The organism is Mesosutterella faecium (assembly GCF_022809315.2).
Lineage (GTDB): Bacteria > Pseudomonadota > Gammaproteobacteria > Burkholderiales > Burkholderiaceae_F > Mesosutterella > Mesosutterella faecium.
Genome location: NZ_JAKZJU020000001.1, coordinates 1898469 through 1924787, shown reverse-complemented (window position 1 = coordinate 1924787; position 26319 = coordinate 1898469). Strand labels below are relative to the sequence as shown.

The window sequence follows — 26319 nt, the reverse complement described above, 5'->3', positions numbered from 1 at the left end:
TTTTTCCTCCTTCCTTCCGCGCGGGGGCAGCTCCTCCTGCGGAGGGTTGTTTTTTGACGAGTTTAAAATCTATTTATAACTTTTCATCGTTAGAAATTATATATCTCGATCGCGCAAAGTCAAACGAGTGAGAAGTAGATTTTCAAACACAAAGGCCGGCGCTTTGTTAAAATGCGGGCAACCAGGACTTTCTTGCCGCCCCTGCCAACGGCGGCCGCGACCAAAATGAAAACCGCCTCTGAAATCCGTTATGAAAACCTGATGGAGCTGCTGCGGCAGTTCAAGAGCGTAGGAGACCTCAATGTCGCGATCGGGCGGCCGAGGGCGGATTCGACCTTAAGGCAGATCAAGAGCGGGACGCGCTTCTCGAACGGGCACATCAGGCTCATGGGCGATGCGGTGGCGCGCGAGATCGAGGACAAGCTGCGGCTCGAGCGCGGCTGGATGGACCACGAGCACGGGGCCGACAAGGCCCCCGAGGAGCGCGTGCTGAGGCTTGCGATCTCCAGGCCCGCGCTCACCGACGGCAGGGCCGGCTGGAGCGAAGACCCTCAGGCCGCGCCCCGGTCCGTGCTTCTCGAGGCCTCCTGGGCCGCCGAGCGCGGGATCAGCGCGGAGGGGTGCGTCGCGGCGCTCTCGGAAGACGACGCGATGGATCCCCTCATTCAAAAAGGCGACGCGGTGGTGATCGAGCGGGCGGCGGAAGACGCCGCGGGACCCTTTGCGGGCGGCATCTATGCCGTCCTCTACAACGGCCGGCTGCGCTGCTGCAGGCTGCAGACGCTGCTCGACGGCACGCTTTCGATCAGCTACGAAAACACGCGCTTTCCCCGCGAGCAGATCCCGGCCGCGATGGCTGAAAAAGGCCTTGTGGTGCTCGGGGCCGTGCTCGCCGTGAGCCGCCTGCGGGTCTTCTGAAAAAAAAGAGCAGTCTCTTTTCTCCCGGTTTCCTCCGGGAACTCACTTCTCAAAAACCGGGGGCGCAGCTGCGGGCTGCGCCCCCGGCGCTTTCTTCGGGTAAAGCCGATAAAGCCTTTTTTCGCGCAGCCCGGCCGCGGGTGCGCTCTGCGCTTCTATATTTTCTAATTTGATTTTAGTCAAACAATGACTATAAACTGCGCCGCATATGTATAAAATAAACCATAATTCCGTTGCAGAGTTATACCAGCTCTGCTTTTTTACCAACCACCCGGGGTGCGGGAGGGGAGGGCGTGAAGCCCTGATTTCCCCCGGCCCGGCCCCTGAAGACAAAAGAGACGAACATGCAGAAAAACAAAAGCCGCAAGGCTGCTCTCCCCCGAGCGATTCTGTCTGCCGCCGCCGCAGCCGCCGCTGCGGCCATCGCGCTGTCGGGCGCGGCGCAGGCCTCCCAGATCCAGATTTCCAACGACGGGGGCTTAAGCTCCGCCAATCCGCTGCCCTCGCTCGTGAACAGCAGCGTGAAGCAGTCCGAGCTTGCGAGCTACATCTCGAGCCACTGGAGCGCGGACTCGGGCCCCGACTTTTCGCAGGACTTTTCCATCGCGCTTGGCGGAAACATGGAGGTGAGCGGCTACGGGGACCTCGTCGGCACGCAGAACGTCCTCGTCTACCTCGCCAATGACAAGACGATCACGGTGACGCCGCGCGACAACCGCTCGGGCGGCACCACGACCACGCTCAAGGGCGGCAACGTCTACCTCCTTTCCAAGACCTACACGGAAAGCGTGAACACGGGCGGCAGCACCGACACGAAGAACATCAGCGTCACCTACGAGGCGGCGCAGCTGCTGGGGTCGGCGCAGGCCCTCTTCGGCACCGGCTCGGGTTCGGGCGGGAGCGCCCTCTCAGGGCAGACGCTCAGCGTGAGCGGGGACGCCTCGATCGGCGGGAAAACCACCACGGGAAGCCTCGAGGCGGGGAATTCGACCTTGGGCGACACCACGACCGGGAACCTCACGGTGAACGGCAATGAGACGGTCACTGGCAGCACCACGACCGCGGGCAAAACGACGACGGGAAGCCTCGAGGCGGGGAAGTCGACGCTGGGCGACACCACGACCGGAAACCTCACGGTCAACGGCGACGCCTCGGTCTCGGGGAACACCACGACCGCGGGCAAAACAACGACGGGAACGCTTGAAGCGGGGAACTCGACCCTTGGTGACACCACGACCGGAAACTTCGCGGTGAACGGCGACGCCTCCGTCTCCGGGAACACCACGACCGCGGGCAAAACCACGACGGGGAGCCTCGAGGCGGGGAACTCGACGCTCGGCGACACCGCGACCGGAAACCTCACGGTGAACGGCGACGCCTCGGTCTCCGGGAACACCACGACCGCGGGCAAAACCACAACGGGAACGCTTGAGGCGGGGAACTCGACCCTGGGCGACACCACGACCGGAAACCTTGCAGTGAACGGCGGCGCCTCGGTCTCCGGGAACACCACGACCGCGGGCAAAACCACGACGGGAAGCCTTGAAGCGGGGAATTCGACGCTGGGCGACACCACAACCGGAAACCTTGCAGTAAACGGCGACGCCTCGGTCTCGGGGAACACCACGACCGCGGGCAAAACAACGACGGGAAGCCTTGAGGCGGGGAAGTCGACGCTGGGCGACACCGCAACAGGAAACCTCGCGGTGAAGGGCGGCCTTGAGGTTCAGGGCGGGCTGCAGCTTTCGGACGAGAGCGCGCAGACCGTGCGGGACATCGCCCGAAGCGCGGTTGAAGTGGCCCCGGGCAGCCACATTTCGGTCGAGAAGACCGCGGGCGCGGGAGCCGCCCCCGACAGCTACCGGGTCTCCGTCGTCACGGACGGCGAGGTGGCGGATAAAAACCCCGGAGTCGTGAGCGGCGGCACGGTCTATACGGCGCTTGAAGGCGTGCGAAAGGTCGCCGAAGCGCACACGACTCTTGAATCTGCGGACGACACGCTTGTCGTGAGCGAAGGCGTGAACGGCAAAGGCGGCCGCGCCTACGGCCTGGCCGTGAATCCCAACCTCTCGCTCCAGAGCCTTTCCGTGGGCGGCTCGGGCCGCTCCGTGGTGATCACGGGCGAGGGGATCGACGCGGGCGGCGGCCGGATCACCGGGCTGGGGGCGGGGCGCGTCGCCCCCGGGTCGACCGACGCGGTGAACGGCTCTCAGCTCTATGAAGCGCAGAGCGGCCTGCGGCACAGCATCTCGGGGCTGCAGGAAGACCTCGCCAAGGTGGGAGCGGGGGCTGCGGCTCTGGCCGCCCTTCATCCCCAGGACTACGACGAAAGCCACCGCTTCAGCATCGCGGCGGGGCTCGGCCACTTCAAGAGCCGGGAAGGGGTCGCCGTGGGGGCGTTCCTGCGCCCGACCGAAAACCTGATGTTTTCGGCGGGCTACGCGGCCTCCGCGTCCGACAACCACATGGTGAACCTGGGCGTGTCCTGGCGCTTCGGCGGCCCCTCGGCCAAATCCGAGAGCGCGGCCTCGCTTCGCGAAAAGCTCGCGGACCAGGCCGTGGAGCTGCGGGACCTGAAGGCGCAGTTCGCGGCCCTTGCCTCCCGAAACGAGGCGCTGCTCGCGCGCGTTGAAGAGCCGGGAAGCGGCCGGGACTCGAAGTGAGGACGCAGGCGAAAGCCTTCCGGGCCGGTTCAGCCCGCAGCGAAGCCCAAAAGGGCCTGATCAGGGCGGGGCGGCCCGGAGAAAAGAAGCTTTTCTATGTGTAGAAAATTAGACAGATTTTGTGAAATCTTTGAAGGAATTCCGGAATGCAGGAAGTTGAATCCATGAGGGAAATGAAGGGAGACAAGCCCGCGGCGAGGCTTGGCTCAGCGCCCGAGCACACGCGGGAGCATGTGAGGCTGAAGCTCACGCTCACCGGCTCCGAGTATGAGCTTCTGAAGTCGAGGGCGCACGAGGATGGCATCAGCCGGTCGGATCTTGTCGTTCGGGTGCTGCGGGGGTATTTCCTCTCGAGGCCGTACCTCACGCGCGAGGAGGCGGCGCTCCTGCGCTCCGTGCAGCTCGAGCTCAGCAAATGCGCGGCGGGCCTCACGCAGACCTCGGCCGCCGCGATCATGGCGCTGGACTGCGGGCAGGCCCCGCGGGGGTTCGAGCGCTGCCTGGCCGGGGTGCCCAACATGCTTGCGATGCTCGAAGCCTGCGCGGCGGCCGCGCGCCGCGTGACCGAGGCCGCGGAGAGCAGGGCGCGGCTTCTGCCGCGCAGGGAGGCGTGATGAGAAGGGCAAAAGGAGTGGTGAGGGGCGCTTTGCGCGATCCCGAAAACGAGTTCGACGACCGCGCCGTCCTCCCTGCTCCGGCCGGGCTGGGTGAATTCAGAAGGCTTTCAGCCCGGCAGAAGGCCTGGGGCATGGTGCAGGGCTGGCCCGAGGTCTCTGTGCTCTGCAACATTCCTACGAGCGCCTACGCGGTTCCGGTCTGCTCGAGCGCAGCCCAGGTCCTGCACTACACGAGGTACATCTCGCGCAGCGGCCGGGTCCCGGCCTATGACGAGGAAGGCTGCGTCTACAGGACGGGCGAGGCTCTTGAAAAGACGATTCTCGCCTGGCGCTCCGGCGACGCGAAGCTCCGCCCGGAAGAGCGGGCGCTGGACCAGGTGATTCTCGGAATATCAGGGGAGGTGCCGCGCGAGCGCTTTGAGCCGGCCGTGCTCGACTGGGCCCGGGAGCACATCCGGGAGCGGCCCTGGGTCGTGTGCTTCCACTACGACCACGAGGGAAGGCCTCACGCCCACCTGCTCTGCCGACACCGCAGCTGGCGCGGGGGACGGGTCCTCAGAGTGGGTCCTGGCGGCCTGAGGCTGCTGCGGGAGGACTTCGCCTCCAGGCTCATCGAGCGGGGGATCGAGGCGAACGCAACCCGGCCCTGCACGCGGGGGAGGCGCCGTCAGTTTCTTCTGCGGCGGGCCTACGCCGCGAACAAGTCCGGGGGATTTTACATGTCGCCTTCGGGCCGCAGGGAGGTGCTGCGCCAGGTGGGCGAGGCCCTTGAGGGCAGGCCCGAGCCCGATCCCGTGGCCGATATGATGCGGCGCAACAGAGTGAAGGTGCTGGGATACGCCGCGGGGTTCATCAGGGAGCTTCGGGAAAGCGGCAGCCCTGGGGACCTGGAGCTCGCGGGGCGGCTCGCCGAATACTACAGAGCGCTGCCTCCCGTGCGCTCGATCGTGGAGGCGACCGTGGAGCGCCTCGCAAGGCAGCGGGAGCAGGAGGCGCTTCGGGAGGAGACGCCTGCGGAAAAGAAGCGGGAGCGGGCCCTCAGCGGTCCCCAGCGCTAGAGGGGGGCGCGCTTTCGGCCTGAATCTCAAGCGCGGCGCGGGAGGGATCGGGCCTGCAGCCCTGCGGGATCTCGCGCGTCACCGCCTCCACGCGGCTCCCGCGCCCGGGCTGCAGCAGGAAGCTGAAGCGCAGGGCGGGGGTGCCCGAAAGCGCCGGATCCCCGCAGGGAATGGAGACGAGGGCGGGAAGCGCCTTGTCCCCGCCGCTGCCGCCCGTGCCGGTGAGGCGGTATTCGGCGTCGGAGGCCTTCCGCAGCTTCAGGCCCGTGATTTCAGCCTTTCCGGACCGAAGCTCAGGCAGGGCCGCGTCCTTCGGGCCCGAAAAGAGATCGTCCAGGCTGATGCCGACGCCGACTCCGCCCCAGCCGCCGTGGCTGCCGCCCCAGCCGCCGTAGCCCCCTCCGAGCGAAACGCTGGAGCAGCCCGCCGCAAGGAGCGCGAGGGCGGCCGCAAGTGTGGTTCCAAAGTGCCGCTTCATTGCCTGCACCTCCGTTTTTTGACCCATTGTAAAGGAAGGGCCCTTGAGGCAGAAAAATAAGAAAAATACCCATAAAGGTATAGAACAGGGGCAAAAAAAGCCCGCGGTAAAAGCCGCGGGCTGCGAAAGAAACACTTAAAGGAGCGTGTAAAAGCCACAGCAATGGCCCTGACACTTAAATTAAAACAGAAGGATGCCTTTTTGTCCAGCCCGGCCATCCCCCTTTTGAGCGATTCTCTGTCCCAGGCGGGACGGCCGGGCGGATGGACTCATCAATCTATCTCTTTAGTGGTAAAGACCGGCCTTCGAGGCCGGAGAGCGAAAGTGAGTTGACTCACTTCGCCCCTGAAAAGCCTGTTTTAGGGGGAAGCCCTGTTCCAAAACACCGGCGAGTGAGTACAATCCGCTATTCAATAATCGTTCTTCATATTAAGAATAACGAAATATCTCTTTAATTTTTTTAAGGAAATGTAAACTATGACGCTTAAAATCTCGCGCCGTGTGCTTTTAAGCGGGCTTGCCGCCGCGTTCTCCCTGGGGATCGCCTTCTCGGGCGTTCCCGCCGCCGCGGCCCCGGCCGCCGGCAGCTGCACGCTCGTCGACCAGATGCACCGCACGGTGAAGCTCCCCGCCCGCGTGAACCGGATCGTGGTCCTGCAGCACCACTCCCTGGACATCCTCGCGGAGCTTGGCGCGACCGACCGCGTCGTGGGCGTCATGCAGAAGTGGGACAACCTCCTCGACTCGAGCTTCGCCGACATCATGCCGCGGATCAAGACGCTGCCCGAGCCCGGGTCGCTCAAGAGCGCGAGCGTCGAGCAGGTGGCGGCCCTCAAGCCCGACCTCGTCGTGGTCTCCAACCAGATGCCCAGGGAGACGGTCGACCGCCTGACCGCGCTTGGCATCCCCGTGATGGCGATCACGCTCTACGTCGCCGACAAGGAGCAGGCCTCCACCATCCACCCGAGTCTCGTGAATCCGGACGCGGCTTACACCGAGGGCCTCAAGCAGGCGATCGAACTCCTCGCCCGCGCGACCGGCACCGAAAAGCGCGGCGCGGAGCTCTGGAAGACGGTTGAGACCAACCGCCGGATCGTGACCTCGCACCTGAAGCGCGTGCCCGAGAACAAGCGCATCCGCGTCTTCATGGCAAACGAGAAGGGCTTCACCTACGGCACCGGCAAGTACGTCGGGGCCGCCATGGCCCGCGCCGGCGCGAAGAACGTGGCCGAGACGCTCAAGGGCTACAAGCAGGTGACCCCCGAGCAGGTCGCGGCCTGGAACCCGCAGGTGATCTTCGTGCAGAGCCGCTACCGCGAGATCCTGGACCAGATCCGCAGGGACCCGGCCTGGAAGGGAATCGACACGGTGAAGAACAACCGCCTCGTGCTCGCCCCCGACTACACCAAGCCCTGGGGCAATCCCGCGCCCGAGTCCATGGCGCTGGGCGAGGTGTGGCTCGCGAAGACGCTCTATCCGGAGCATTTCCGCGACGTGAACCTCGACCGGATGGTGAACGACTTCTACAAGAAGTTCTACGGCATTTCCTACAAGAAGCACTGATGCCTTCCCGCCCTTAAAAAAGGGCGGCCGGGCAGGGCCGGGGGTTTCTGCTGTTTCCCCCGGACGGGAGCCTGAAGCGCTCCTTTACCCTCTGAGCCTGGCCGGCCGCAGGCCTCTGCGGGCCGGCCGTTTTCCCTTGATATGAAGAATTCACGCTTTTCCACAGCAAAGCGGGGCGCCGGACTCATGAACGCGGTCTTTGCCGCGCTGCTGGTCGTGGTGCTCCTCGTCTCGCTTTCGGTTGGCCAGTACCACGTGCCGGTTTCCCAGGTTTTCAAAATCCTCGCCTCCTGCGTCTTCCCCAGCGCGTTTCCCGATCCCACCTGGAGCGAGCTCGACCACAACGTCATCGTCTCGGTGAGGCTGCCGCGGGCGGTGGCCGCGATCGTGGTGGGCGGGGCGCTCTCGGCCGCAGGCGCGGTCTTCCAGGGCATCTTCCGCAACCCGCTGGCCTCCCCCTATACGCTCGGGGTCTCCAACGGCGCGGGCTTTGGCGCGGCGCTTGCCATCATGCTGGTGGGCACCACGGTGGCCGTGCAGGGCTCGGCGATGCTTTTCGCGCTGCTCGCGGTCTGGCTCGCCCTTAAGTTCGGCGGCCGCGCCCGCAACTCCACCGTGACTCTCATTCTCGCCGGCGTCGTGGTGGGAAGCCTCTTTGCGGCGCTGATTTCGCTGCTCAAGTTTCTGGCCGACCCGTTTGACAAGCTCCCGGCGATCGTCTTCTGGCTGATGGGCAGCCTCTCCGCGGTGAACAACACCGCGCTGCTCGCCTCGATTCCGGTGCTGCTCATCGCGATGGCGCTTCTGATGCTCTACGCCTGGAGGCTCAACATCCTCTGCGTGGGCGATGCCGAGGCGCGCTCCTACGGCGTCGACGTATCGCGGGACCGCACGATCGTGATCGCCTGCTGCAGCGTGCTCGCTGCGGTCTCCGTCGGAATGGCGGGCGTGATCGGCTGGATCGGGCTCGTGATCCCGCATCTGTCGCGCTGCTTCACCGGCCCGGACTTCAGGCGGCTGCTGCCGGTGTCGATCCTGCTGGGCGGCGCCTACCTGCTCACGATCGACGACCTCTGCAGGACGCTTTCCTCGGCGGAGATCCCGCTGGGCGTCGTGACGGCGCTCATCGGCACGCCGGTCTTTGCCTGGTTCATGGTGAAGGAAAAGGTGAACTGGTAGGAGCGGGCGATGAAAATTTCTGTTGAGAATCTGCATTTTTCCTATCCCGGCAGCAGCCGGGAGATCCTGAAGGGGCTTTCCCTCCAGTGCGAAACCCCGGGCGAGTGCTGCGTCCTCGGCGTGAACGGCGCAGGCAAGTCGACGCTTTTAAAGTGCATGGCCGGGCAGGAAAAGCCCGGCTCGGGCCGCGTCCTGATCGACGGCCGGCCGATCCGGGAGTTTTCGGTCGCCGAATTCGCGCGCCGCGTGGCCTACATTCCGCAGTCGCACAACCCGACCTTCCCCTTTTCCGTGCTCGACGTCGCGGTGATGGGGCGCGCGGCCTATCTGCCGCGGTTTGCGACCCCGGGGCCGCGCGATTTCGAGATCGCCCGCGAGAAGCTCGAGTTCCTGAAGATCGGGTACCTTGAAAAGAAGCTCTACACCGAGATCTCGGGCGGCGAGCGGCAGCTCGTGATGCTCGCCGCGGCTCTTACCCAGGAGCCGAAGCTGCTGCTTCTTGACGAGCCGACCGCGCACCTCGACTTCGGCAACCAGCACCGCTTCCTCATGGTGCTCCAGCGCCTGGTCAACGAAGGCATGGGCGTCATCATGACGAGCCACTTTCCGGACCACGCGCTCTATCTGGGCGGCATGACCGCTGTGCTCAAGGACGGGGTCTTCGCCTTCTGCGGGCCCTCGTCGGAGGCGATCACCACGGAGCGGCTCACGTCGCTCTACGGGCTGCCCGTGACGGTGGTCGGAATTCCGGGCTCGAGCCGCAGGACCTGCGTGCCCGGGGAGCTTTGAAAGAGGAAAAAAGGAAAGGAGATGTGAGATGAAGAACCCCGAAGGCCCGCAGTCCGGGCTCATGCGTCGGATCGACGCCTACTGGTCGGGCCGCGCCCGCGAGTTCAGCTCGACCCGCATGAAGGAGTACGGCGGAAGACTGCGCGGTCTCTACGAGGAGGTGATCCTGCCGCTTGTTCCTTCCGGGGCGAAGTTCGCGCTCGACCTGGGCACGGGCGCGGGATTTTTCGCGCTGCTTCTTGCGCAGAAAGGCCTGCGGGTGACCGGGGTCGACTATTCCGAGGCCATGCTCGAGCAGGCGCGCTGCAATGCCCGGGCGCGTGGCCTTTCCATTGAGTTTCGGCAGATGGACGCGCAGGCGCTTGATTTTCCTGACGAGAGCTTTGATTTCGTCTTCTCGCGCAACGTGACATGGACCTTGCCGCGGCCTGAACTCGCCTATGAAGGCGTTGCGCGCGTCCTGAAGCGCGGCGGCGTCTTCGTCAACATCGACGCAAACTACGGCAGGACATTCCGGGTGGCGGATCAGGCCGGAGAGCCGCCCGTGCATCCGGGACAGACCGCCGCTCAGCTTCGCGAGCGAAACGACATCGCCGAGCGTCTCCCCGTCACGGATCGGGATCGTCCTGACTGGGACATCAGCGTTCTTAAAAAGGCGGGACTCAGGCTTCGCGCCCTGGACCGGGATCTGTCGCTCAGACTGAGCGATCCTGACCAGATGGTGATCGTCACCGGGGCGAAGGGGCATGTGTCCCGGCTTTTTCTCATCGCGATGGAAAAAATCTGACCGGGACTTGAAATCTCCGAAAGGGCCCCCATATTGAAAAGTGTGAGGGGCGAAAGCCCGGGGGGTTCGAAAAGAGCCCCGCGAGCGATGGACTTTCTCCCCAGATAGGCCGGGGATTCCGCCCGGCCGCCAGATTTCCTGACCGCTCGGACGACGGTCCATAATGAGGAGTAGCTATTATGGCTTCAGTTCCGACTATCTTTGAAGATTCTCCGTTCGGCGCTTTTGACCCCTTTGATGTTTTCTCCGGCGTTCGGTTCCCGGATCCTGCCGAGAGCGTTTTTGGCAAGCATGCTGACCGCGTGATGAAAACGGATGTTCGCGAGACCGACAAGGGCTATACCCTCATGATGGATCTGCCCGGATTCAAGAAAGACGAAATTTCCGCTGAGCTCAAGGACGGCTATCTCACGATCTCGGCTCAGAAAGACAAGAGCCGCGAGGAAAAGATGGAAGGGCGGCTTATCCGCTCGGAGCGCAGCACCGGCGCCTGTAGCCGCACGTTCTACGTGGGCGAGGGCGTGAAGCAGGAGGACTGCAGCGCTTCCTTTGAAGACGGCATCCTGACGATCAATGTCCCGAAGGCTTCTGCTCTGCAGCCTCAGACCCAGAAGATCGCGATTCAGTAAGTTCAAAGGTTCGGCTGAGGCTCCCCCGGGGAGCCGGGTTCGCCCGGGTTTTCGAGGAAAGCCGAAAGGAAAAAGCGCCGCGAGCAATCGCGGCGCTTTTCTCATCTCCGGAAGGGAAGGCCTGAGCGCCTTCTCTCGTTTTCATTTCTCCACTTCGTAGCGAAGCCAGACCGCGCCGTCTCCATACTGCTTGAGAGACTTGAGCGTGAGCCCGAAGGGCTCCCGGTCCCCGGCAATGCCGTCGAACACGGAGGCCATCCCTTTTCTCCCGTCGATCGCGGGGCCGATGAGAAGGCTCACTTCATCTAGAAGACCAGCGTCGAGGAACGCTCCGTTGATCGTGCCGCCGCCTACGACGGCCAGCCGCCTGACCGCGAATTCTCGGGTGAGGATATCCATCGCGTGGACGAGATCGACTTTGCTTTTCCCGCAGGCGATCCAGGAAATCCGCCGCGAGTCCAGGTAATCGAGGTACTCTTTCCCGACTTTTTCGCTCGTAAGAACTAGAAGCGGCTTTGCCGCATTCACCTGATCCGGCCAGAGAAGCGTCCCCTCGCTGTCCGCAACGATCTCGTAGCCTCCGGCGCTGCGGTTCCTTGAAAAGCCCGAGTGGCCGTAGGGCTCGCCCGACTTTGATTCAAACTTTCCCGGCAGCGCCATTTCAAGCTCTGCGGTGGTCCGGCCGCTTACGGTGCTGTCGGCCTCGAGCGCCCGGAGAGTCCCGTAATATTCATCGACGCCTCTGATCTTCGAGGTCATCGCGCAGTCAATGCGGCCGTCTGCGGACATCATCATGTGGCAGACGATATAGGGCTTAGCCATCCTGAGAAACTCCTTTTGTCGATTTGATTTTTTGGAAAGCATCGCCCGAATCCGGGGTGCCGTTGAAAACGCCCCTCCCCTCGGTGCTGCCCGAACGCTTTGCCGTTCTGCCAGTAAAGGATAACAAGGCTCACTTTCGGCGGCCAGCGGGAAGAGCCGTCCGGCACCTGTTTACTTCGCTTGGGCGTCTGGGAGCGCTCTTCGCCCGGGGGTTCCCGTCAGCCGCTCATCCTGTGCCAGGACTCGGAGCGCTGTGGTTTTCATGAAGCGCTGCACGGGCAAGGGGGCTTACGGCGGCACAGCCAAGCCGCCGTAAGCCCGCATTCTGCAGCGCCGCGCCCTGACCAGGACGAAGGATCCGATGGACATCAGGAAGATTTTCAGCGGGCGCGGGTCCGGGCGGGATTCTGCAGCCGGAAGAAGCGTCCGCACGAGATCAGCGGTTGGGAGCGTTCCACGCCGAATCAGGCCGGACTTTCCGCTGCGGCTCTGGGCAGAGCTTAGGAGGAAAAAAATTTTAGGCGGGCTCTTGAAAATTGAAAGTCAGCCCCCATATAAAAGTTAGCAAAGGGGAAAGCCCCCGGGGGAGTCCGAAAGGACGAAGACCAGGCGCTTCCCCCTTCGGGAAGCCGGTTGCAGCGAGGGCTTCCCGGAAAAGAACAGACCGCTCGGACGACGGCCCTAATGGAGGTAAGAATTATGGCTAATGTTCCGACTATCTTTGATGAAACTCCGTTCAGCGTTTTCGATCCGTTTGATGTTTTCTCCGGCGTCCGCTTCCCGGATCCGGCTGCCAGTGTTTTCGGTAAAAATGCCGACCGTCTGATGAAGACCGATGTGCGCGAGACCGACAAGGGCTACACGCTGCTGATGGATCTGCCTGGCTTTAAGAAGGATGAGATCAGCGCGGAGCTGAAGGACGGCTACCTCACGGTTTCGGCCAGGAAGGACGAGAAGCATGAGGACAAGAAGGAGGGGCGGCTCATCCGCTCGGAGCGCAGCACCGGCTCCTGCAGCAGGACGTTCTATGTGGGCGAGGGCGTGAAGCAGGGCGACTGCAGCGCGTCCTTCGCGGACGGCATCCTCACGATCAACGTTCCGAAAGCCGAGGCTCAGAAGCCTGAACGCAAGATGATTTCAATCCAGTGAGCACTGGAAAATCCGCTGATGCGCGCACCCCTTGCGGGCCGCGGTAATAGCGGATGCGGGACCGCCCGGCGGGCGGCCCCGTTTTTTTCTCTCAGGGCACAGGCCTCAATCGGCCGGCGCCCTTTTTTGTCCCCGGACTTCCGGGAGCCCGGGCAGGGGCCGTGGTTTTCTTTAACTACAATACGGGTCAGGCCCCGGGGAAGGGACCTGGCCCCGCGGCGGCTGAAGCCTTAGGCGCCGCCGCTTTCGGGACAGGCCTGCCGCCTGCAGGCCGCGGGACCGCGCCCTTTCGGGGAGCTTGCGGTCCGAACCCGATTTTTTTAAGAAAAGCCCATGCTGCCTGACTTCACCACGCTTCTCATCGTCTGCCCGCTCGTTTTCTTAGGGGGGCTTGTAGACGCCATCGCGGGAGGCGGCGGCCTCATCACGCTGCCCGGTTATCTTCTGGCCGGCGTCCCGCCGCACCTCGCGATCGGGACCAACAAACTCTCAAGCGGCATGGGCATGTGCATTTCGACCGTGAGGCTCTACCGGGGCGGGTTCATCGACCTGCGGCTCGCCCTCGTCCCGATCGCGGCGGCCTTTGCCGGGAGTCTCGCGGGAGCCCGCATCGCGCTCATGGTCCCCGCGCAGGTCTTTCAGATTCTCCTGGTGCTCTGCCTGCCGGTGGCGGCCGTTCTCGTGATGCGGCGCCGCACGCTCTCGCCCGACTCCCGGCCGATGGACGAGGGCAGAAGGCGCCGGATGCTCGCCCTCGTCGGTTTCGCCTGCGGAGCCTACGACGGCTTCTACGGCCCGGGGGCCGGCACCTTCATGCTGCTTGGGTTCGCCGCGGCCGCAGGACTCGGGGTGAGGGACGCCGCGGGCCAGATGAAGATCGTCAACTTCTCGAGCGGCATCGCCGCTCTGGCCACGTTCGCCCTTGCGGGCGAGGTCGACTGGATCCTCGGACTCATCGCGGGCGCCTTCGGCATTGCGGGCCACTACATCGGCGCGGGGCTCGTCATGAAAAACGGCAGTCGCGTCGTGCGCCCGATCATTCTCGCGGTGCTCGCCGTGCTGTTCCTCAAGACGGCCTGGGACTTCCTGCCGCGCTGACTTCTTCCGTGCGGCGCGCTTTTCGCTTCGGCTGCGCAGTTCAGGAACGGCGCATTTCCTCCTGAAGCACTGATTGCGGTGCTCGCCCAGGCGGCCTTAAAAAAAGGCTCTCCCGAACCGGAAGAGCCCCTTCTGGCGTCTTTGGGCCCTTTTAGTCTTTTCTCGGGAAATGCGGCATGGGCTGCAGCTTGTGGAGGTTCGCCGCATGCATCCGGTCGATCTTCGCCTTCAGGGCCGGGTCCTCGCATTCGCCGGTCTCGATCAGCCGGTCGAGCTGCTCATAGGTGAAGCCGAGTTTTGCCTCGTCGCTCAGGCCGCTTAAGCCGTCCGAGGGGGTCTTGCGGACGATCGAGTCGGGCAGCCCCAGGGCGCTTCCAAGCTGCCGCACCTCGGTGACCGTGAAGACGGCAAGCGGGCTCAGGTCCCCGGCCGAGTCGCCGAACTTCGTGGAGTAGCCGACCCAGTCCTCGGACTTGTTGCAGGTGTTGATGACAAGCGCTCCGCCCGGCAGAGACTGTGCGACCGCATAGAGCGTGGCCATGCGAAGCCTTGCAGGAAAGTTGATCTCCGAGTCGCGGGAAAGCGACTCCCGGCCGGCGAGAGCCGCAAAGCCGCTGTTTGCGGCGATCTCGTCCCGGAAGGCCTGGTGCATCCCGGCGATGTTGATCGTGACCGAGGAAATGCCGAGCAGACGCACCACCGCCTCGCTGTCGGCGATGTCCTTTTGCGCGCCGTCGGGCATCAGCACGCCCGCCACCCGGTCTTTCCCGAGGGCCCACGCGCAAAGCGCCGCAGTCACGGCAGAGTCCTTGCCGCCGGAAATGCCGACGACGGCCCGGCCCTTCGGGCAGTTTTGGTCGAAATAGTCCCGGATCCAGTTCGAGACGGCCCGGGCGGTCTCAGTGGGATTAGTGAGCACGGCCTTAGTCCTTGAGTTTTGCGTTTCTTTTGCGGTTCGTGAGGGACGCTTCTCTGTGCCCCGCGCTTAAGGCCCATCATAAGCTTTTCGGACACCGTGAAGAGCCGCTGACCGGAGGCTTTGCCTCCTCACCGGCGGGCGGTCTGCCGGACCGGCCGGTCCCGCGGCAGGGATTCATTTGGCGCAGGTCACATCGTGCTTGCCGCCGCATTCGAAACAGCCCTGTCCGCCGGGGCGGGCAGCTGATTTTGCATTTCAGCGGTCTCCTTCTTGTCTGCCCGTGGGCTGCGCGAGGGGGGACCGTGCCTTCGCGCCGGGTTGAAGACGGCTTGTTGTCCATTGAATTATTTGAATAAGGCCGGAGTCTGTCCCGTTTCTGTCCGCTTGTTAAGGAAAAGCGCCGGAGTTTCTGATAATATGTATTTAAAATACATCTTATACAGGCGGGAGCACCCGCCGCTTTTTTTGGAGACAGGAATACATGTTTTGCAATCAGTGTGAGCAGACGATGAACGGCACCGGCTGCACGATGGGCGGGGTCTGCGGGAAGACGGAAGCCGTCGCCCACATGCAGGACACTCTGGTGGTGGGCGCGAGAAAGCTCGCCGAGGCGATCCTCTGCGCGGACAAGGCGGGCGTCGTCGACGTCTCTGCGGACGACCTCCTTTTCTCGGCTCTCTTTTCGACCCTCACCAACGTGGACTTTGACTCCGCGGCCCTGAAGGCGATGCTGGTGCGGGTGCTTGAGACCGCCGAGAACCTGCGCGCGAAGGCGGGCTGCGAAAAGTCCGGCCGCACGGCCGCGTCACTGGCCGACGAGCTGCTGCTCACCGCCCCGTCTCCCGATGCGTTTGCGGAAAACGAAGACGTCCGCTCGGCGCTGCAGACGATTCTCTTCGGGCTGAAAGGCGTCGCCGCCTACGCCTACCATGCGCAGGAGCTCGGCTGCCGCGACCACGCGATGGTCGTCTCCGCCGCGAAGTGCCTTGCCGCCTCCGCGACTGACGGCGTTTCGCGCTCGCTCGAGGACTGGCTCGCTCTCGCCCTCGAAGTGGGCCGCATTAACGTCCGCGCGATGCAGCTCCTGGACGAAGGCAACACGAAGACCTACGGCGACCCCACGCCCACGCCGGTTTCCCTCGGGCACAGGAAGGGCCATGCGATCCTCGTTTCCGGCCACGACCTCAAGGATCTCTACGAGATCCTCAAAGCCGTTGAAGGCACCGACATCTACGTCTACACCCACGGCGAGATGATCCCGACGCACGCGTACCCGAAGCTGCGCGCGTTCAAGAACTTCGCCGGCCACTTCGGCACCGCCTGGCAGAACCAGATCGCCGAACTTCCGGCCTTCCCCGGGCCGGTCGTCTTCACGACGAACTGCATCCAGTACCCGGGCCTCTACCAGGACAAGGTCTTCACTTCGGGCGTCGTCCAGTGGCCGGGCTGCGTCCACATTTCCAACGGCGACTGGTCTCCTGTCATCCGGAAGGCGCTCGAAATGCCGGGCTATGCCGAGGACGAGGAAGGCCAGAGCGTGACGGTGGGCTTCGGCCGCAAGACTCTTCTTGATGCCGTCCCCGCGATCATCGACGCGGTGAAGGCGGGCGCCGTGAAGCACGTCTTCCTCGTGGGCGGCTGCGACGGCATCAAAAAGGAGCGCCAGTACTACGCCGACTTCGTCGAGCAGACCCCGAAGGACACGCTGATCCTGACTCTGGGCTGCGGAAAGTACAAGTTCTTCAAGAAGCAGCTCGGCAATATCGGTCCCTTTCCCCGTCTTCTTGACGTCGGCCAGTGCAACGACGCCTACGCCGCTGTGGTCCTTGCGCTGAAGCTTGCCGAGACCCTGAAGTGCACGGTGAACGACCTGCCGCTTTCCCTCGTTCTCTCCTGGTACGAGCAGAAGGCCGCGGCCATTCTCCTCTCGCTCCTCTACCTCGGTGTGAAGAACGTCCGCATCGGACCGTCGCTCCCTGCCTTCATCAGCCCGACGATCCTGAAGGTCCTCTCCGATCGCTACGGCCTGAAGCTTGTCACCACGCCCGAGGCCGACCTGAAGGCGATTCTCGGCTGACCCGGAGAGCCTCCCCGCCGGTCCTTCCCTGGCAGCTCCCCCTTAAAGGAGGTCTCCGGGAGGACCAAAGGGCGGGGAGGAGGCTCTCTTTGCTTCTCCGATCCAGGCGGCAGCGCCGGTTTTCCTGTGCCGCCGCCTTTTCTTTTTCCCCTTTTTTCCCGTCCCTCCCGCCCGATCCTTCAGGATCCGCTTCGGCCCGCAGCCCTCCGGGCGCGCGTTCACCCGCGTTTCCCCGGAAAAAGCCGGGGAAAACGCCGGCCCTGAAAGTAATACCTCAACGAACCTTCATTTGCGGCGTCATTTTTTCCTTCCGCCAGATATGCTTTTCCTACGCTTTTTACAAAAAAATCCGGCTGCGAGGGGAATTCCTCCGGGCGCTGGGAACTCTCTCACTGAAAGACAAAAGGAAAAACAAATGAACCGCCGCACCTTCATCGCTTCCGCCGCCGCAGCCGCCCTTTTCGCCTCGGCCTCCCTTCCGGCTTTTGCCGCTCCCGCCCAGAAGCTTCGGGTCGCCTGCACCCCGGTGCCTTCCGGCGAGCTTCTGAAATTCGTGAAGCCCATTCTCGCGAAGCAGGGCATCGACCTTCAAATCGTGGAGTTCACGGACTTTGTCGCCCCGAACGCGGCGCTTGATGCGAAGGAAGTGGACGCGAACTTCTACCAGCACGTCCCGTTCCTCGACAACGCCGTGCGGCAGCGCCGCCTGAAGATCGCGAAGGTCGCTCCGGTGCACATCCTCCCGATTGCCGTTTATTCCAAAAACCTGAAGGACGTGAAGAAGGTGCCGCAGGGCGGCCGCGTATCGATCCCGAACGACCCGACGAACGGCGGCCGCGCGCTCCTGCTCCTGCAGTCTGCGGGCCTGATCAAGCTGCGTCCGGGGGTGGGCTACGAGGCGACCCCGCTCGACGTGGCCTCAAATCCGAAGAAGCTGAAGTTCGTGGAGCTTGACGCGGCCCAGGTGCCGCGCTCCATCAGGGACGTGGATCTCGCCGTCGTCAATTCAAACTACGCGCTCGGCGTGGGGCTCAATCCTCTGAAGGACGCGATTTTGATTGAAAACAAGGAGAGCCCCTATGCGGTCGTGGTCGCCTCCCGCCAGGGCGACGAGAAGAATCCGAAGATCCAGAAGCTCGTGCAGGCGCTCACTTCGAAGGAAACAAAGAATTTCATCCTGAAGAAGTACAAGGGAGCCGTCGTCCCGGCGTTCTGAGATCTTCCGGCAGGGAAGGGGGCTTCTCCCGCCTTTAAGCCGGGCCCGCCGCGGCGGCTCCGGCTTAAGGCAGCCGGGGGCGGCCTGCAGTGCAGTCTTTAAGTGTCGAGCGGAAAAGAAATGGACAGCGAAATCATCAGCCGGCTGAAGGAAGCGGTCGGAAGCGACTATGTGATCACGGACGAGGAAAAGGCGCGGCCCTTCCTCATTGACTGGACGAAGCGCTTCAGGGGCAGGGCGGTCGTCGTCCGCCCGGGCAGCACCGAGGAAGTCTCCCGGGTCATGGCGATCGCCTACGACACCCGCACGCCGGTCGTCCCGCAGTCGGGCGGCACGACCCTGGTCGGGGGCTCCATTCCGGATGATTCGGGCCGGGCCATCCTCCTTTCGCTGGGCCGGATGAACAAGGTCGAGGAAATCGACACCGGCAACGACACCGTCACGGTGCAGGCCGGGCTCATCCTGGAGCAGCTTCACAGGGCGGTGGAGGAGAAAGGGAGGTTTTTCCCGCTTTCCTTCGGCGCCCAGGGATCGGCCCAGATCGGCGGGGCCCTCGCGACGAACGCGGGCGGCACGGCGGTGCTTCGCTACGGCAACATGCGCGACCTCTGCCTCGGGCTTGAGGTGGTGCTGCCCGACGGGCGCGTGATGACGGCGCTGCGCGGCCTGAGAAAGGACAACACCGGCTACGACCTGAAGCAGCTTTTCATCGGGTCGGAAGGCACCCTCGGGGTCATTACGCGCGCCGTGCTGAAGCTCTTTCCCATTCCGCGCGGCCGCCAGACGGCCCTGGTCGGGATTCCGGACCTCGAGTCCTCGGTGAAGCTGCTGGACCGCGTGAAGGCCGCGGCGGGCTCCGAACTCACGGGCTTTGAGCTGATCCAGAGAAAGTGCATCGAGCGGGTGGCCGAGCAGCTGCCCGGCGTCGAGCTTCCGGGGCCGGTCGACGACTGCCCGTGGTGGATTCTCGCGGAGCTCTCGAGCCAGGCGGAACAAGGCGCTTCGCTTGAGGCGATTCTGGCGGAGGCGTTCGAAGCGGGCGAAGTCGCGAACGCCTACCTCGCGCAGTCGCTTTCCGACTCCGAAGCCTTCTGGCGGATCCGGGAGTCGATCCCGGAGGCCGACGCGAGCGTCGGCAACAACCTCCACAACGACGTGTCGCTCAAGATTTCCCTTATCCCGGAATTCCTCGAAGTGACGGTAAAGCGCCTCTACGAGGCCTATCCGTGGCTCGACCCTTCGCTTTACGGGCACCTCGGGGACGGGAACATCCACTTCAACATCGGCTCCATTCCCTCGAACCTCGCGTTTGAAAACGAAGAGGGGATCCGCAGGATCACCTACGAGGAAGTGGTGAAGAGAAACGGCTCGATTTCCGCCGAGCACGGCATCGGACAGCTGAAGCGCGGGCACTTCCTCGCACTCAAGGATCCGCTGGAGCTCGAGATCATGGAACGCATCAGCCGGGCGATCGACCCGAGGGGAATCATGAACCCGGGCAAGCTCCTTGCGGACCGGAAGGACTAGAAGCGGCGGAGTCGGGCCGCTTCCGGCCTGAAAGCCCGGTCTTGCGCCGCTTTTTGACGAGAATGCCCCCGCTTTGATCCCCAATGCCGGCCAGATCAGACTTTTGGCCGGCAAGGCCGCCGGTCAGCGCTGTGGCTAAGCTGTGCCGCATGAAATTGAAACCGACAGATCCCGCCGCATGCCCAGATTCAGCATTTACGTCACAGCCGTGAGCCATCTGTTGCTTTCAGGCAACAATAAATGCCGCTGCATTCATTTGAAAGTGGATTGAACCGAGGGCGCACGGATTTATTCGGCGGGGTTGATTTTCCGCGGTTCGTCAGCGCATTTTTCACAAAATACAGCAATAGATTAGGTTCTACTTCTTGAAAGCCTGCGGTTGAGGAAAAGGCTCAGCCGGCTCTCAGGCCGGGCTGAAAAAGGTAGTAAATACCCTCTTCTGCACGAAGATAGCGGCATTTAAACTGCAGATAGGGCGTTTTGCCGCTTCTTTGCATAGGAGGGAAAACTATGCAGCTCAAACTCAAGACAATCCTGCCGGTAGTGCTCGCGGCAGTCTTCGCGACAGGCTCAGCGACTGCCGCCACTTACACCGAGAAGGTGGCCGGCCACAACGGCCCCATGACCGTCAAGGTCACGGTCGACCAGGGGCGCGTCACTGCGGTTCAGGTCACCGAGAACAAGGAGACCCAGGGCATCGGAAGCCGCGCGATCGCGAAGGTTCCCGGTGAGATCGTAAAGGCGGGCTCCCCCAAAGTGCAGGCGGTGAGCGGCGCCACGGTGACTTCGAAGGCGATCATGACCGCGGTCGAAGGAGCGCTTGCCAAAGATAAGAACGGCGGCCGCGCCCAGAAGGTCACCTTCAAGCCCGGCACCTATACGGCCAGGGCCTATGGCTCGAACGGCTGGGTGAACGTCGAAGTGACGGTCGACGAGCATCGGATCAAATCCATTAAGACTCCGGACTTCCGCGAGACCCGGCTGATGGGCGGCATGGCGGTGGAAAAGCTCACCGACCAGATCCTGCGCTACCAGACGCTCAACGTCGACAGCGTCTCGGGCGCCACGGTCACCTCCGCGGCCTTTAAGAAGGCGGTGGGCGAAGCGCTGAGCAAGGCGGGCGGCGGCCTCGCCCTGCTGCAGACTCCGGTTCCGCCGATGAAGAAGAAGTTCAAGGGCACGAAGACCGAGGCCTATGACCTCGTGATCGTCGGTTCGGGCGGCGCGGGCCTGTCCGCGGCCGTGACCGCGACTGAAAAGGGCGGCCGGCACGTGATCGTGATCGAAAAGATGCCGGTGATCGGCGGCAACACGCTGCGCTGCGCCTCGGCCTTCAACGCGGCCGACCCGGAGCGCCAGGCGCGTCTGCCGATGACCGACACCCTCAAGGACGCGGTCGTCAAGGCGATCAACGAGAAGCCCGCCAATCCGGAGCACGCGAAGCTGCAGGCCGACGTGAAGGCGAAGTACGAGGCCTATCTCAAGTCCGGCTCCAAGAGCCTCTTCGACTGCCCCGAGTGGCACGCCCTTCAGACCTACAACGGCGGCGACAAAGTGGGCAAGATTCCGCTGATCCGCACTTACGCGACCAATGTGAAGGGCACGCTCGACTGGCTGCAGAGCCTGGGCGCGCCGGTTCTCGACCGCGTCTCCCAGGGCGCGGGCGCGCTCTGGCAGCGCACCCACCAGTTTGACGCCCCGGCGGGCAATGCCCTGATTGAGCCGTTGCTCAAGGCGGCGAATAAGCAGGGCGTGAAGATCGTCACCGGCATGCGCGCCCAGAGCCTCATCGTGAAGAACGGCAAGGTGGTGGGCGTGCGGGCGACCGATACGTTGGGCGACAAGTATGTCTTCAACAGCAGGCACGGCGTGATTCTCGCCACCGGCGGCTACTCCCAGAACAAGCAGATGCGGCAGAAGTCCGCCCCGAACCTCACGCCTGACATGGTCTCCACGAACCAGCCCGGTGCGACCGGCGACGGCATCATCATGGCCACGAAGATCGGCGCGGGCACCACCGGCATGAACTACGTCCAGGTCTACCCGCTCGCCACGCCTGGCTCGGGCACCCTGCAGGGCCGCGCCCGCAAGATGTCGGGCCTCGACGACGTGATTGACGTGAACAAGAACGGCGAGCGCTTCGTGAAGGAAGACGCCCGCCGCGACGAGTTCGTCGCCGCGATCAAGAAGCAGCCCGGCGCCATGTGCTACGACATCAACGACAGCCAGATCGTGCAGAAGAGGAACAGCTTCAACGAGGACGTGGATACGCTCGTGAGCCTCGGCCGCATCTATAAGGCCGACACGCTCGCGGACCTCGCCAAGCAGATCGGCGTCCCGCCGAAGAACCTCGAGGCGACTGTGGCTGAGTACAACAAGCAGGTCGAGGCGAAGAACGATCCGAAGTTCGGACGCAAGCTCTTCGACAAGAAGATCGAGAAGGGCCCGTTCTACGCGACGCCGCGCGCTCCGTCCATCCACCACACGATGGGCGGCCTCACGATCAACAGCCGCGCGCAGGTGCTGGACACGAAGGGACGCGTGATCCCGGGCCTTTATGCCGCGGGTGAAGTGACCGGCGGCATCCACGGCTCCAACCGTCTGGGCGGCAACGCCACGGCTGATGTGACCACCTTCGGCCGCATCGCTGCGAAGACCGCTCTCGGGCTGAAGTAACGCGTGTTTGGCCGGGCGGCTTCCTTGAGTTCTGGGGGGCCGCTTAGGGCATGAAGCAGGCAGGCGGGGAAATCGATGGATCTCCCCGCCTGCTGCGTTTCGGGACCTGCTTTACTGCACGGCGCAGGCTATGAATGAAGTCATCAAAAGCGATCCCTTTTCAGCTGGTCTGCCGGTGATGAAGCGCCTGCCTTCAAGAGAGCCCGGCGTTCATGGAGAGTCCGTGAGCCCCTGACTGCCGGATTTCAGTCTGCAGCGTTTGAGGACAGGCTCGATCTCTTTCCAACAGCGCTCGTATTCCTTCCGGGATTCCTCCGCAAACCACTGGGCAAAAATCCGGATCCGGGGAGCCTGCCAGCCAATCCGGCTCGTTACGACGTAAAGCTCTTCGTCGGGACGGTGCCAGCCCGAGAGGACCGGAACGAGGTTCCCTGCAGCAAGTTCCGCGGCGCAGTGCAGGACAGGAAGGTCGATGGCCATGCCCTTGCCCTGCAGGACGGCCTGCTTGATGGCCGAGACGCTGTCGATGCGCAGGTATTCCTTGAGCTCCAGCTCGCATTTTTCCCTTCCGCGCACTAGAACCCGGGTGGGGGTCCTTTCTGCTCCGCCGTAGGCGAAGACGCGGACCCGGCGGAGGTCATCAGGGGAGGAGAGCTGTTTGTTCCTGTCGAGAAAGGCGGGGCTTGCAACGGGCACATAGTGATTGACGCCTCGCGGCAGAAAGACCACATGCTCGTTCTCGGGTCTGCCTGTTACTGTGACGATGTCGCAGGTGCCGCTGCGAAGGGCCGGAATTTTTCGTCCGGATGAAACTTCAAAAACAATATCCGGGTACAGGGCCTTGAAGCGGTCAAGGTAGTCCAGCAGAAAGCTGGCGGCGAAGCCGCCGGCGACAGAAAGGCGGATAGGGCCGCTTACGCCGGCGTTAAGTTTTGAAATCTGCGCGATCTGGCGGTCAAACATGTCAATGGCAGGCTTCATTAGCTTGACAGCGGCTTTCCCGCGCTCTGTCAGGCGCAGATTCCTGCCTTCGGCGCGAAACAGCGGATAGCCTAGGGAGGCTTCGAGCTCTCTGAGGGCGCGGCTCACGCTGGATGCATTGACGTCGAAATGGGACGCCACATCGCTGATGCGGCCGAAAGAGCCAAAGGCTGTCAGGTAGCGCCAGGCGGTAATGCTCTGAAGTTTCATGTTCTCGAACCTTGTCCCCGGGCAGATCCCGGGCAACAGGGAACGGCCGAGGGGCGGCTGTCCCCGGAACTATCTTGTTTTAGGATTCAGGCTCTCCTGCACGGATCAAATTCGCTTTGATTATTGCATAAAAAGCAAATAAATAATTGCTGTAAATGCTTTTTATGGGCTTATGACCGGCCGCTACTATGCTGCGCAGACGCCCGTCGATGACGGCGGGGCCAAAAAAGGAGATTGACAGATGAAACTCGGGCTTATTGCTTTTTCCGTGTCAGCGGCGCTGTTCGCACAGATGGGGTACGCTGCGGAAGCCGCGCAGCAGCGTGATGAATTTTTTTGGCTTGGTGAAATCAACAAGGCCTCGCTTGTCATCAATGCCGAGCAGGGACTGCTGCCCAAAGACGTGAGCCGGAAAATAGCCGGCGGCCTAGAGAGGGTGCTGGACAATGGCAATAAGAAAGGCGGCCCGCGCCCGAACCGTGTGATCAAATTCGAGCCCTATCTCATCAAAGAGGCGGGCATGGACGCCACAATGCTTCATGTCGGCAGGTCCAGCCAGGATATGCACGCCACTTATTATTCGGCCATCATGCGCGACAACGTCCTGCGGCTTTCCGGCAAGCTCGCCGACACCATGGCGGTGATCAACGAACTGGCCAAAAGCAACGTCGGCACCATCGTGCCCAACTACACCAACGGGGTGGCGGCGCAGCCGAACAGCTACGCGCATTACCTCCAGGGGTTCCAGTCCGGCTTTGCGCGCGATGCCGAACGGCTGCGCCAGTTTTATGCCCGCCTGAACCTTTGCCCGATGGGCACGACGGTGCTCAACGGCACGGGCTGGCCTCTGAACCGCGAGCGCATGTCGAACTACCTCGGTTTCAGCGCTCCGGTGCCCAATGCTTATGACGCCGCGCAGATCAAGCCTGTCGAGCTCGGCTCCATCCTTGTTTCCATTGCCCTGCATGTAGGTAGCTTCATTCAGGACGTGTCCGTGCAGTACGCCCAGCCCCGCCCCTGGATTCTGCTTCAGGAGGGCGGCGACAATACCTACGTCTCGTCGGCTATGCCGCAGAAACGCAATCCCGGACTGATGATCAACGTGCGCGAATCGGCGAGCAACGTCATCAGCGAGGGCCTGTCGCCTGTTATCCTCGCCCACAACATTGTCCCGGGAATGATCGATCCGAAGCGCGTTGCACCGAATTCCCGGATGGTGAACGACACCATCAAGATGCTGGATCAGTACATGCGCGTATTGAAGGCTCTTCGCATCGACCCGCAGCGCTCTCTTGAAGAGCTCAACAGCGACTGGACGGCTTCGCAGGAAATTGCAGACGAGCTGATGCGCAACTACAAGCTGCCGTTCCGCGTCGGGCACCATGTCGCCAGCAAAATGGTGTCTTACGCCAAGGCTCACAATATCAAGCCGACGGAATTCCCCTACGCAAGGATGCAGCAGATTTACGCCGAAGTCATAGACAAGGAATATCCGGCAGCCTCCCGCGAGTGCCCGATGAGCGAAGCCGACCTGAGGAAGGCGCTGGATCCTGCGGCCATCATTGCAAACCGCAAGACTGCCGGCGGCCCTCAGAAGGCAGAGCTCCAGAAGGCGCTGGCGCGTACGGACGGCGTCATTGAACAGAACAGGAAGTGGACGAAGTCTGAAACGGCGAAAATCAACGAATCCCTCGCGAGGCTCGACAAGGACTTTAAAGCCTATCTCGATTGATTGCACTGGGGAAAATCTAGTTTTCCTCCTTAACGGGAGGAGGCTGTGAAAGAGCCGGGGAGCAGCCTTGCCCCGGCTCTTGGGCTATTCAATGCTTGCAAAAAACTGTCTAGGGAGTTTTAATTAGTTCTGCCCCATTTTGGGGCAAACAAGGAGAAGAAAATGTCAGCTTTGTATCGCAGGATCATAACTTTAGGCGTTGGTCTGGCTCTGGCCGCCGGAGCTCAGGCCCTGCCGCAGGTGAAAATTCTGGCAACAGGCGGCACCATTGCCGGAACCGCTTCGAGCTCGACCCAGATGACGGGCTACAAGGCGGGTGACCTGGGAATCCAGGTCCTCATCAACGCCGTCCCTCAGATGAAGGATTTCGCCGAGGTGTCCGGCGAGCAGATCGTCAAAATCAGCTCGAACAACATGACGGACGCGGTCCTGCTCCGGCTCGCGAAACGGTGCAATGAACTCCTGGCGGATCCCAAGGTTTCGGGCATCGTGATTACCCACGGCACCGACACGCTGGAAGAGACGGCGTACTTCCTCAACCTCACGGTCCACAGCGACAAGCCGGTGGTCCTGGTGGGCGCGATGCGCCCGGCCACCGCGATTTCCGCCGACGGGCCGCTCAACCTCCTCAATGCGGTCAAGCTCGCCGCCGACCCGCAGGCCAAAGGCCGGGGCGTCCTGATCGCGATGAATGACACGATCGGCGGGGCGCGCGACACGACGAAGACCAACACAACAAACGTCGCGACCTTCAAGGCCCCGGAGCTTGGCGCGATGGGCTACATCGCGGCCGGGAAGAACTATTTCTTCAATCAGTCCACCCGCCGCCATACCTCGGCGAGCGAATTCGATGTCACAAAGCTTGACGCCCTGCCGAGGGTCGACATCGTCTATTCGCACGCGAACGCGGACCGCGTTCCGGTCGACGCCTTTGTGAAGGCCGGGGCCAGGGGGCTCGTGATGGCGGGCTCGGGCAACGGCTCGCTGCACGAATGGGAGGAAAAGGGCGCCGCGGAGGCGATTAAGAACGGCGTGGTCGTCGTGCGCTCTTCCCGCGTGGGCAACGGCCCCGTCACGGTTTCCGTGAAGCGCTACACCGACGAGGGGTTCCTGAACGGCGGCACGCTCAACCCGCAGAAGGCCCGCATCCTGCTGCAGCTCGCCCTGACCCGGACGCATGACCCGAAGGAAATCCAGAGGATCTTCGACGAGTACTGATCAGGTAGCCTCA

21 protein-coding genes are annotated in these 26319 nt (G+C 63.0%); 17 read left to right on the top strand and 4 right to left on the bottom strand.

What is annotated here, in order from left to right; all coding sequences use genetic code 11:
- Positions 1 to 225: 225 nt before the first annotated feature.
- The 4 genes from MUN46_RS08795 (at position 226) to MUN46_RS08780 (ending at position 5256) form a co-directional block, all read left to right on the top strand.
- Positions 226 to 918, top strand: coding sequence for a S24 family peptidase (locus tag MUN46_RS08795; protein ID WP_243376324.1), 693 nt, complete (start codon positions 226 to 228; stop codon positions 916 to 918).
- Between the two features lie 344 nt (positions 919 to 1262).
- Positions 1263 to 3581, top strand: a complete 2319-nt coding sequence (locus tag MUN46_RS08790) for a YadA C-terminal domain-containing protein (RefSeq protein ID WP_243376323.1) — start codon at positions 1263 to 1265, stop codon at positions 3579 to 3581.
- Positions 3582 to 3727: 146 nt separating this feature from the next.
- Positions 3728 to 4195: a hypothetical protein gene (locus tag MUN46_RS08785; protein ID WP_243376322.1), complete on the top strand. Its 468-nt coding sequence runs from the start codon at positions 3728 to 3730 to the stop codon at positions 4193 to 4195.
- Positions 4195 to 5256, top strand: a complete 1062-nt coding sequence (locus MUN46_RS08780) for a hypothetical protein (protein ID WP_243376321.1) — start codon at positions 4195 to 4197, stop codon at positions 5254 to 5256. Before MUN46_RS08785 ends, MUN46_RS08780 begins: the two co-directional genes overlap by 1 nt.
- Here MUN46_RS08780 and MUN46_RS08775 read toward each other — a convergent pair.
- Positions 5237 to 5761 carry a hypothetical protein gene (locus MUN46_RS08775; RefSeq protein WP_285230595.1) on the bottom strand — a complete coding sequence of 175 codons (525 nt, stop codon included), beginning with the start codon at positions 5759 to 5761 and terminating at the stop codon, positions 5237 to 5239. The genes MUN46_RS08780 and MUN46_RS08775 overlap by 20 nt on opposite strands.
- A 450-nt stretch (positions 5762 to 6211) precedes the next feature.
- On the opposite strand from MUN46_RS08775, the gene MUN46_RS08770 reads away from it, so the two are divergent.
- The 5 genes from MUN46_RS08770 (at position 6212) to MUN46_RS08750 (ending at position 10681) form a co-directional block, all read left to right on the top strand.
- Complete coding sequence (locus MUN46_RS08770) at positions 6212 to 7297, top strand: ABC transporter substrate-binding protein (RefSeq protein WP_243376319.1); 1086 nt, start codon at positions 6212 to 6214, stop codon at positions 7295 to 7297.
- Between the two features lie 141 nt (positions 7298 to 7438).
- Positions 7439 to 8476: a FecCD family ABC transporter permease gene (locus MUN46_RS08765; protein WP_285230594.1), complete on the top strand. Its 1038-nt coding sequence runs from the start codon at positions 7439 to 7441 to the stop codon at positions 8474 to 8476.
- Between the two features lie 9 nt (positions 8477 to 8485).
- Entirely contained in the window at positions 8486 to 9265 is a 780-nt protein-coding gene (locus MUN46_RS08760; RefSeq protein ID WP_243376317.1) for an ABC transporter ATP-binding protein, read from the top strand.
- Between the two features lie 28 nt (positions 9266 to 9293).
- Positions 9294 to 10052: a class I SAM-dependent methyltransferase gene (locus MUN46_RS08755; protein ID WP_243376316.1), complete on the top strand. Its 759-nt coding sequence runs from the start codon at positions 9294 to 9296 to the stop codon at positions 10050 to 10052.
- A 179-nt stretch (positions 10053 to 10231) separates the two neighbouring features.
- Positions 10232 to 10681, top strand: coding sequence for an Hsp20/alpha crystallin family protein (locus MUN46_RS08750; RefSeq protein WP_237977727.1), 450 nt, complete (start codon positions 10232 to 10234; stop codon positions 10679 to 10681).
- Between the two features lie 141 nt (positions 10682 to 10822).
- Here MUN46_RS08750 and MUN46_RS08745 read toward each other — a convergent pair whose 3' ends face one another.
- On the bottom strand, positions 10823 to 11503 hold the full coding sequence (locus tag MUN46_RS08745) for a RibD family protein (RefSeq protein ID WP_243376315.1): 681 nt from the start codon (positions 11501 to 11503) through the stop codon (positions 10823 to 10825).
- Between the two features lie 699 nt (positions 11504 to 12202).
- Here MUN46_RS08745 and MUN46_RS08740 point away from each other — a divergent pair.
- A complete protein-coding gene (locus MUN46_RS08740) occupies positions 12203 to 12652 on the top strand; it encodes an Hsp20/alpha crystallin family protein (RefSeq protein WP_237977725.1) in 450 nt (149 codons plus the stop codon).
- A gap of 333 nt (positions 12653 to 12985) precedes the next feature.
- Positions 12986 to 13750, top strand: a complete 765-nt coding sequence (locus tag MUN46_RS08735) for a sulfite exporter TauE/SafE family protein (protein ID WP_243376314.1) — start codon at positions 12986 to 12988, stop codon at positions 13748 to 13750.
- A gap of 151 nt (positions 13751 to 13901) precedes the next feature.
- On the opposite strand, the gene nadE is transcribed toward MUN46_RS08735, so the two are convergent.
- A complete protein-coding gene (gene nadE / locus MUN46_RS08730; RefSeq protein ID WP_243376313.1) occupies positions 13902 to 14669 on the bottom strand; it encodes an NAD(+) synthase in 768 nt (255 codons plus the stop codon).
- Positions 14670 to 15150: 481 nt separating this feature from the next.
- Here nadE and hcp point away from each other — a divergent pair, with 481 nt between their 5' ends.
- From hcp to MUN46_RS08710, 4 genes are all read left to right on the top strand, one after another.
- On the top strand, positions 15151 to 16746 hold the full coding sequence (gene hcp, locus MUN46_RS08725) for a hydroxylamine reductase (protein WP_243376312.1): 1596 nt from the start codon (positions 15151 to 15153) through the stop codon (positions 16744 to 16746).
- 415 nt (positions 16747 to 17161) lie between these two features.
- Complete coding sequence (locus MUN46_RS08720; protein ID WP_243376311.1) at positions 17162 to 17962, top strand: MetQ/NlpA family ABC transporter substrate-binding protein; 801 nt, start codon at positions 17162 to 17164, stop codon at positions 17960 to 17962.
- Positions 17963 to 18082: 120 nt separating this feature from the next.
- Complete coding sequence (locus tag MUN46_RS08715) at positions 18083 to 19489, top strand: FAD-binding oxidoreductase (RefSeq protein ID WP_243376310.1); 1407 nt, start codon at positions 18083 to 18085, stop codon at positions 19487 to 19489.
- A gap of 510 nt (positions 19490 to 19999) precedes the next feature.
- Positions 20000 to 22165, top strand: a complete 2166-nt coding sequence (locus MUN46_RS08710; RefSeq protein ID WP_243376309.1) for a flavocytochrome c — start codon at positions 20000 to 20002, stop codon at positions 22163 to 22165.
- A gap of 210 nt (positions 22166 to 22375) precedes the next feature.
- On the opposite strand, the gene MUN46_RS08705 is transcribed toward MUN46_RS08710, so the two are convergent.
- Positions 22376 to 23356: a LysR family transcriptional regulator gene (locus MUN46_RS08705; RefSeq protein ID WP_243376308.1), complete on the bottom strand. Its 981-nt coding sequence runs from the start codon at positions 23354 to 23356 to the stop codon at positions 22376 to 22378.
- A 241-nt stretch (positions 23357 to 23597) separates the two neighbouring features.
- Here MUN46_RS08705 and MUN46_RS08700 point away from each other — a divergent pair, with 241 nt between their 5' ends.
- Both MUN46_RS08700 and MUN46_RS08695 read left to right on the top strand, forming a co-directional pair.
- On the top strand, positions 23598 to 25088 hold the full coding sequence (locus MUN46_RS08700) for a lyase family protein (protein WP_243376307.1): 1491 nt from the start codon (positions 23598 to 23600) through the stop codon (positions 25086 to 25088).
- A 162-nt stretch (positions 25089 to 25250) separates the two neighbouring features.
- On the top strand, positions 25251 to 26306 hold the full coding sequence (locus tag MUN46_RS08695; RefSeq protein ID WP_243376306.1) for a type II asparaginase: 1056 nt from the start codon (positions 25251 to 25253) through the stop codon (positions 26304 to 26306).
- The last annotated feature ends 13 nt before the right edge of the window (positions 26307 to 26319 follow it).

What these genes read in the sequence shown, in the direction of transcription:
- MUN46_RS08795 (WP_243376324.1), top strand. Translation starts at nt 226, where the DNA reads ATGAAAACCGCCTCTGAAATCCGTTATGAAAACCTGATGGAGCTGCTG.
- MUN46_RS08790 (WP_243376323.1), top strand. Translation starts at nt 1,263, where the DNA reads ATGCAGAAAAACAAAAGCCGCAAGGCTGCTCTCCCCCGAGCGATTCTG.
- MUN46_RS08785 (WP_243376322.1), top strand. Translation starts at nt 3,728, where the DNA reads ATGCAGGAAGTTGAATCCATGAGGGAAATGAAGGGAGACAAGCCCGCG.
- MUN46_RS08780 (WP_243376321.1), top strand. Translation starts at nt 4,195, where the DNA reads ATGAGAAGGGCAAAAGGAGTGGTGAGGGGCGCTTTGCGCGATCCCGAA.
- MUN46_RS08775 (WP_285230595.1), bottom strand. Translation starts at nt 5,761, where the DNA reads ATGGGTCAAAAAACGGAGGTGCAGGCAATGAAGCGGCACTTTGGAACC.
- MUN46_RS08770 (WP_243376319.1), top strand. Translation starts at nt 6,212, where the DNA reads ATGACGCTTAAAATCTCGCGCCGTGTGCTTTTAAGCGGGCTTGCCGCC.
- MUN46_RS08765 (WP_285230594.1), top strand. Translation starts at nt 7,439, where the DNA reads ATGAAGAATTCACGCTTTTCCACAGCAAAGCGGGGCGCCGGACTCATG.
- MUN46_RS08760 (WP_243376317.1), top strand. Translation starts at nt 8,486, where the DNA reads ATGAAAATTTCTGTTGAGAATCTGCATTTTTCCTATCCCGGCAGCAGC.
- MUN46_RS08755 (WP_243376316.1), top strand. Translation starts at nt 9,294, where the DNA reads ATGAAGAACCCCGAAGGCCCGCAGTCCGGGCTCATGCGTCGGATCGAC.
- MUN46_RS08750 (WP_237977727.1), top strand. Translation starts at nt 10,232, where the DNA reads ATGGCTTCAGTTCCGACTATCTTTGAAGATTCTCCGTTCGGCGCTTTT.
- MUN46_RS08745 (WP_243376315.1), bottom strand. Translation starts at nt 11,503, where the DNA reads ATGGCTAAGCCCTATATCGTCTGCCACATGATGATGTCCGCAGACGGC.
- MUN46_RS08740 (WP_237977725.1), top strand. Translation starts at nt 12,203, where the DNA reads ATGGCTAATGTTCCGACTATCTTTGATGAAACTCCGTTCAGCGTTTTC.
- MUN46_RS08735 (WP_243376314.1), top strand. Translation starts at nt 12,986, where the DNA reads ATGCTGCCTGACTTCACCACGCTTCTCATCGTCTGCCCGCTCGTTTTC.
- hcp (WP_243376312.1), top strand. Translation starts at nt 15,151, where the DNA reads ATGTTTTGCAATCAGTGTGAGCAGACGATGAACGGCACCGGCTGCACG.
- MUN46_RS08720 (WP_243376311.1), top strand. Translation starts at nt 17,162, where the DNA reads ATGAACCGCCGCACCTTCATCGCTTCCGCCGCCGCAGCCGCCCTTTTC.
- MUN46_RS08715 (WP_243376310.1), top strand. Translation starts at nt 18,083, where the DNA reads ATGGACAGCGAAATCATCAGCCGGCTGAAGGAAGCGGTCGGAAGCGAC.
- MUN46_RS08710 (WP_243376309.1), top strand. Translation starts at nt 20,000, where the DNA reads ATGCAGCTCAAACTCAAGACAATCCTGCCGGTAGTGCTCGCGGCAGTC.
- MUN46_RS08705 (WP_243376308.1), bottom strand. Translation starts at nt 23,356, where the DNA reads ATGAAACTTCAGAGCATTACCGCCTGGCGCTACCTGACAGCCTTTGGC.
- MUN46_RS08700 (WP_243376307.1), top strand. Translation starts at nt 23,598, where the DNA reads ATGAAACTCGGGCTTATTGCTTTTTCCGTGTCAGCGGCGCTGTTCGCA.
- MUN46_RS08695 (WP_243376306.1), top strand. Translation starts at nt 25,251, where the DNA reads ATGTCAGCTTTGTATCGCAGGATCATAACTTTAGGCGTTGGTCTGGCT.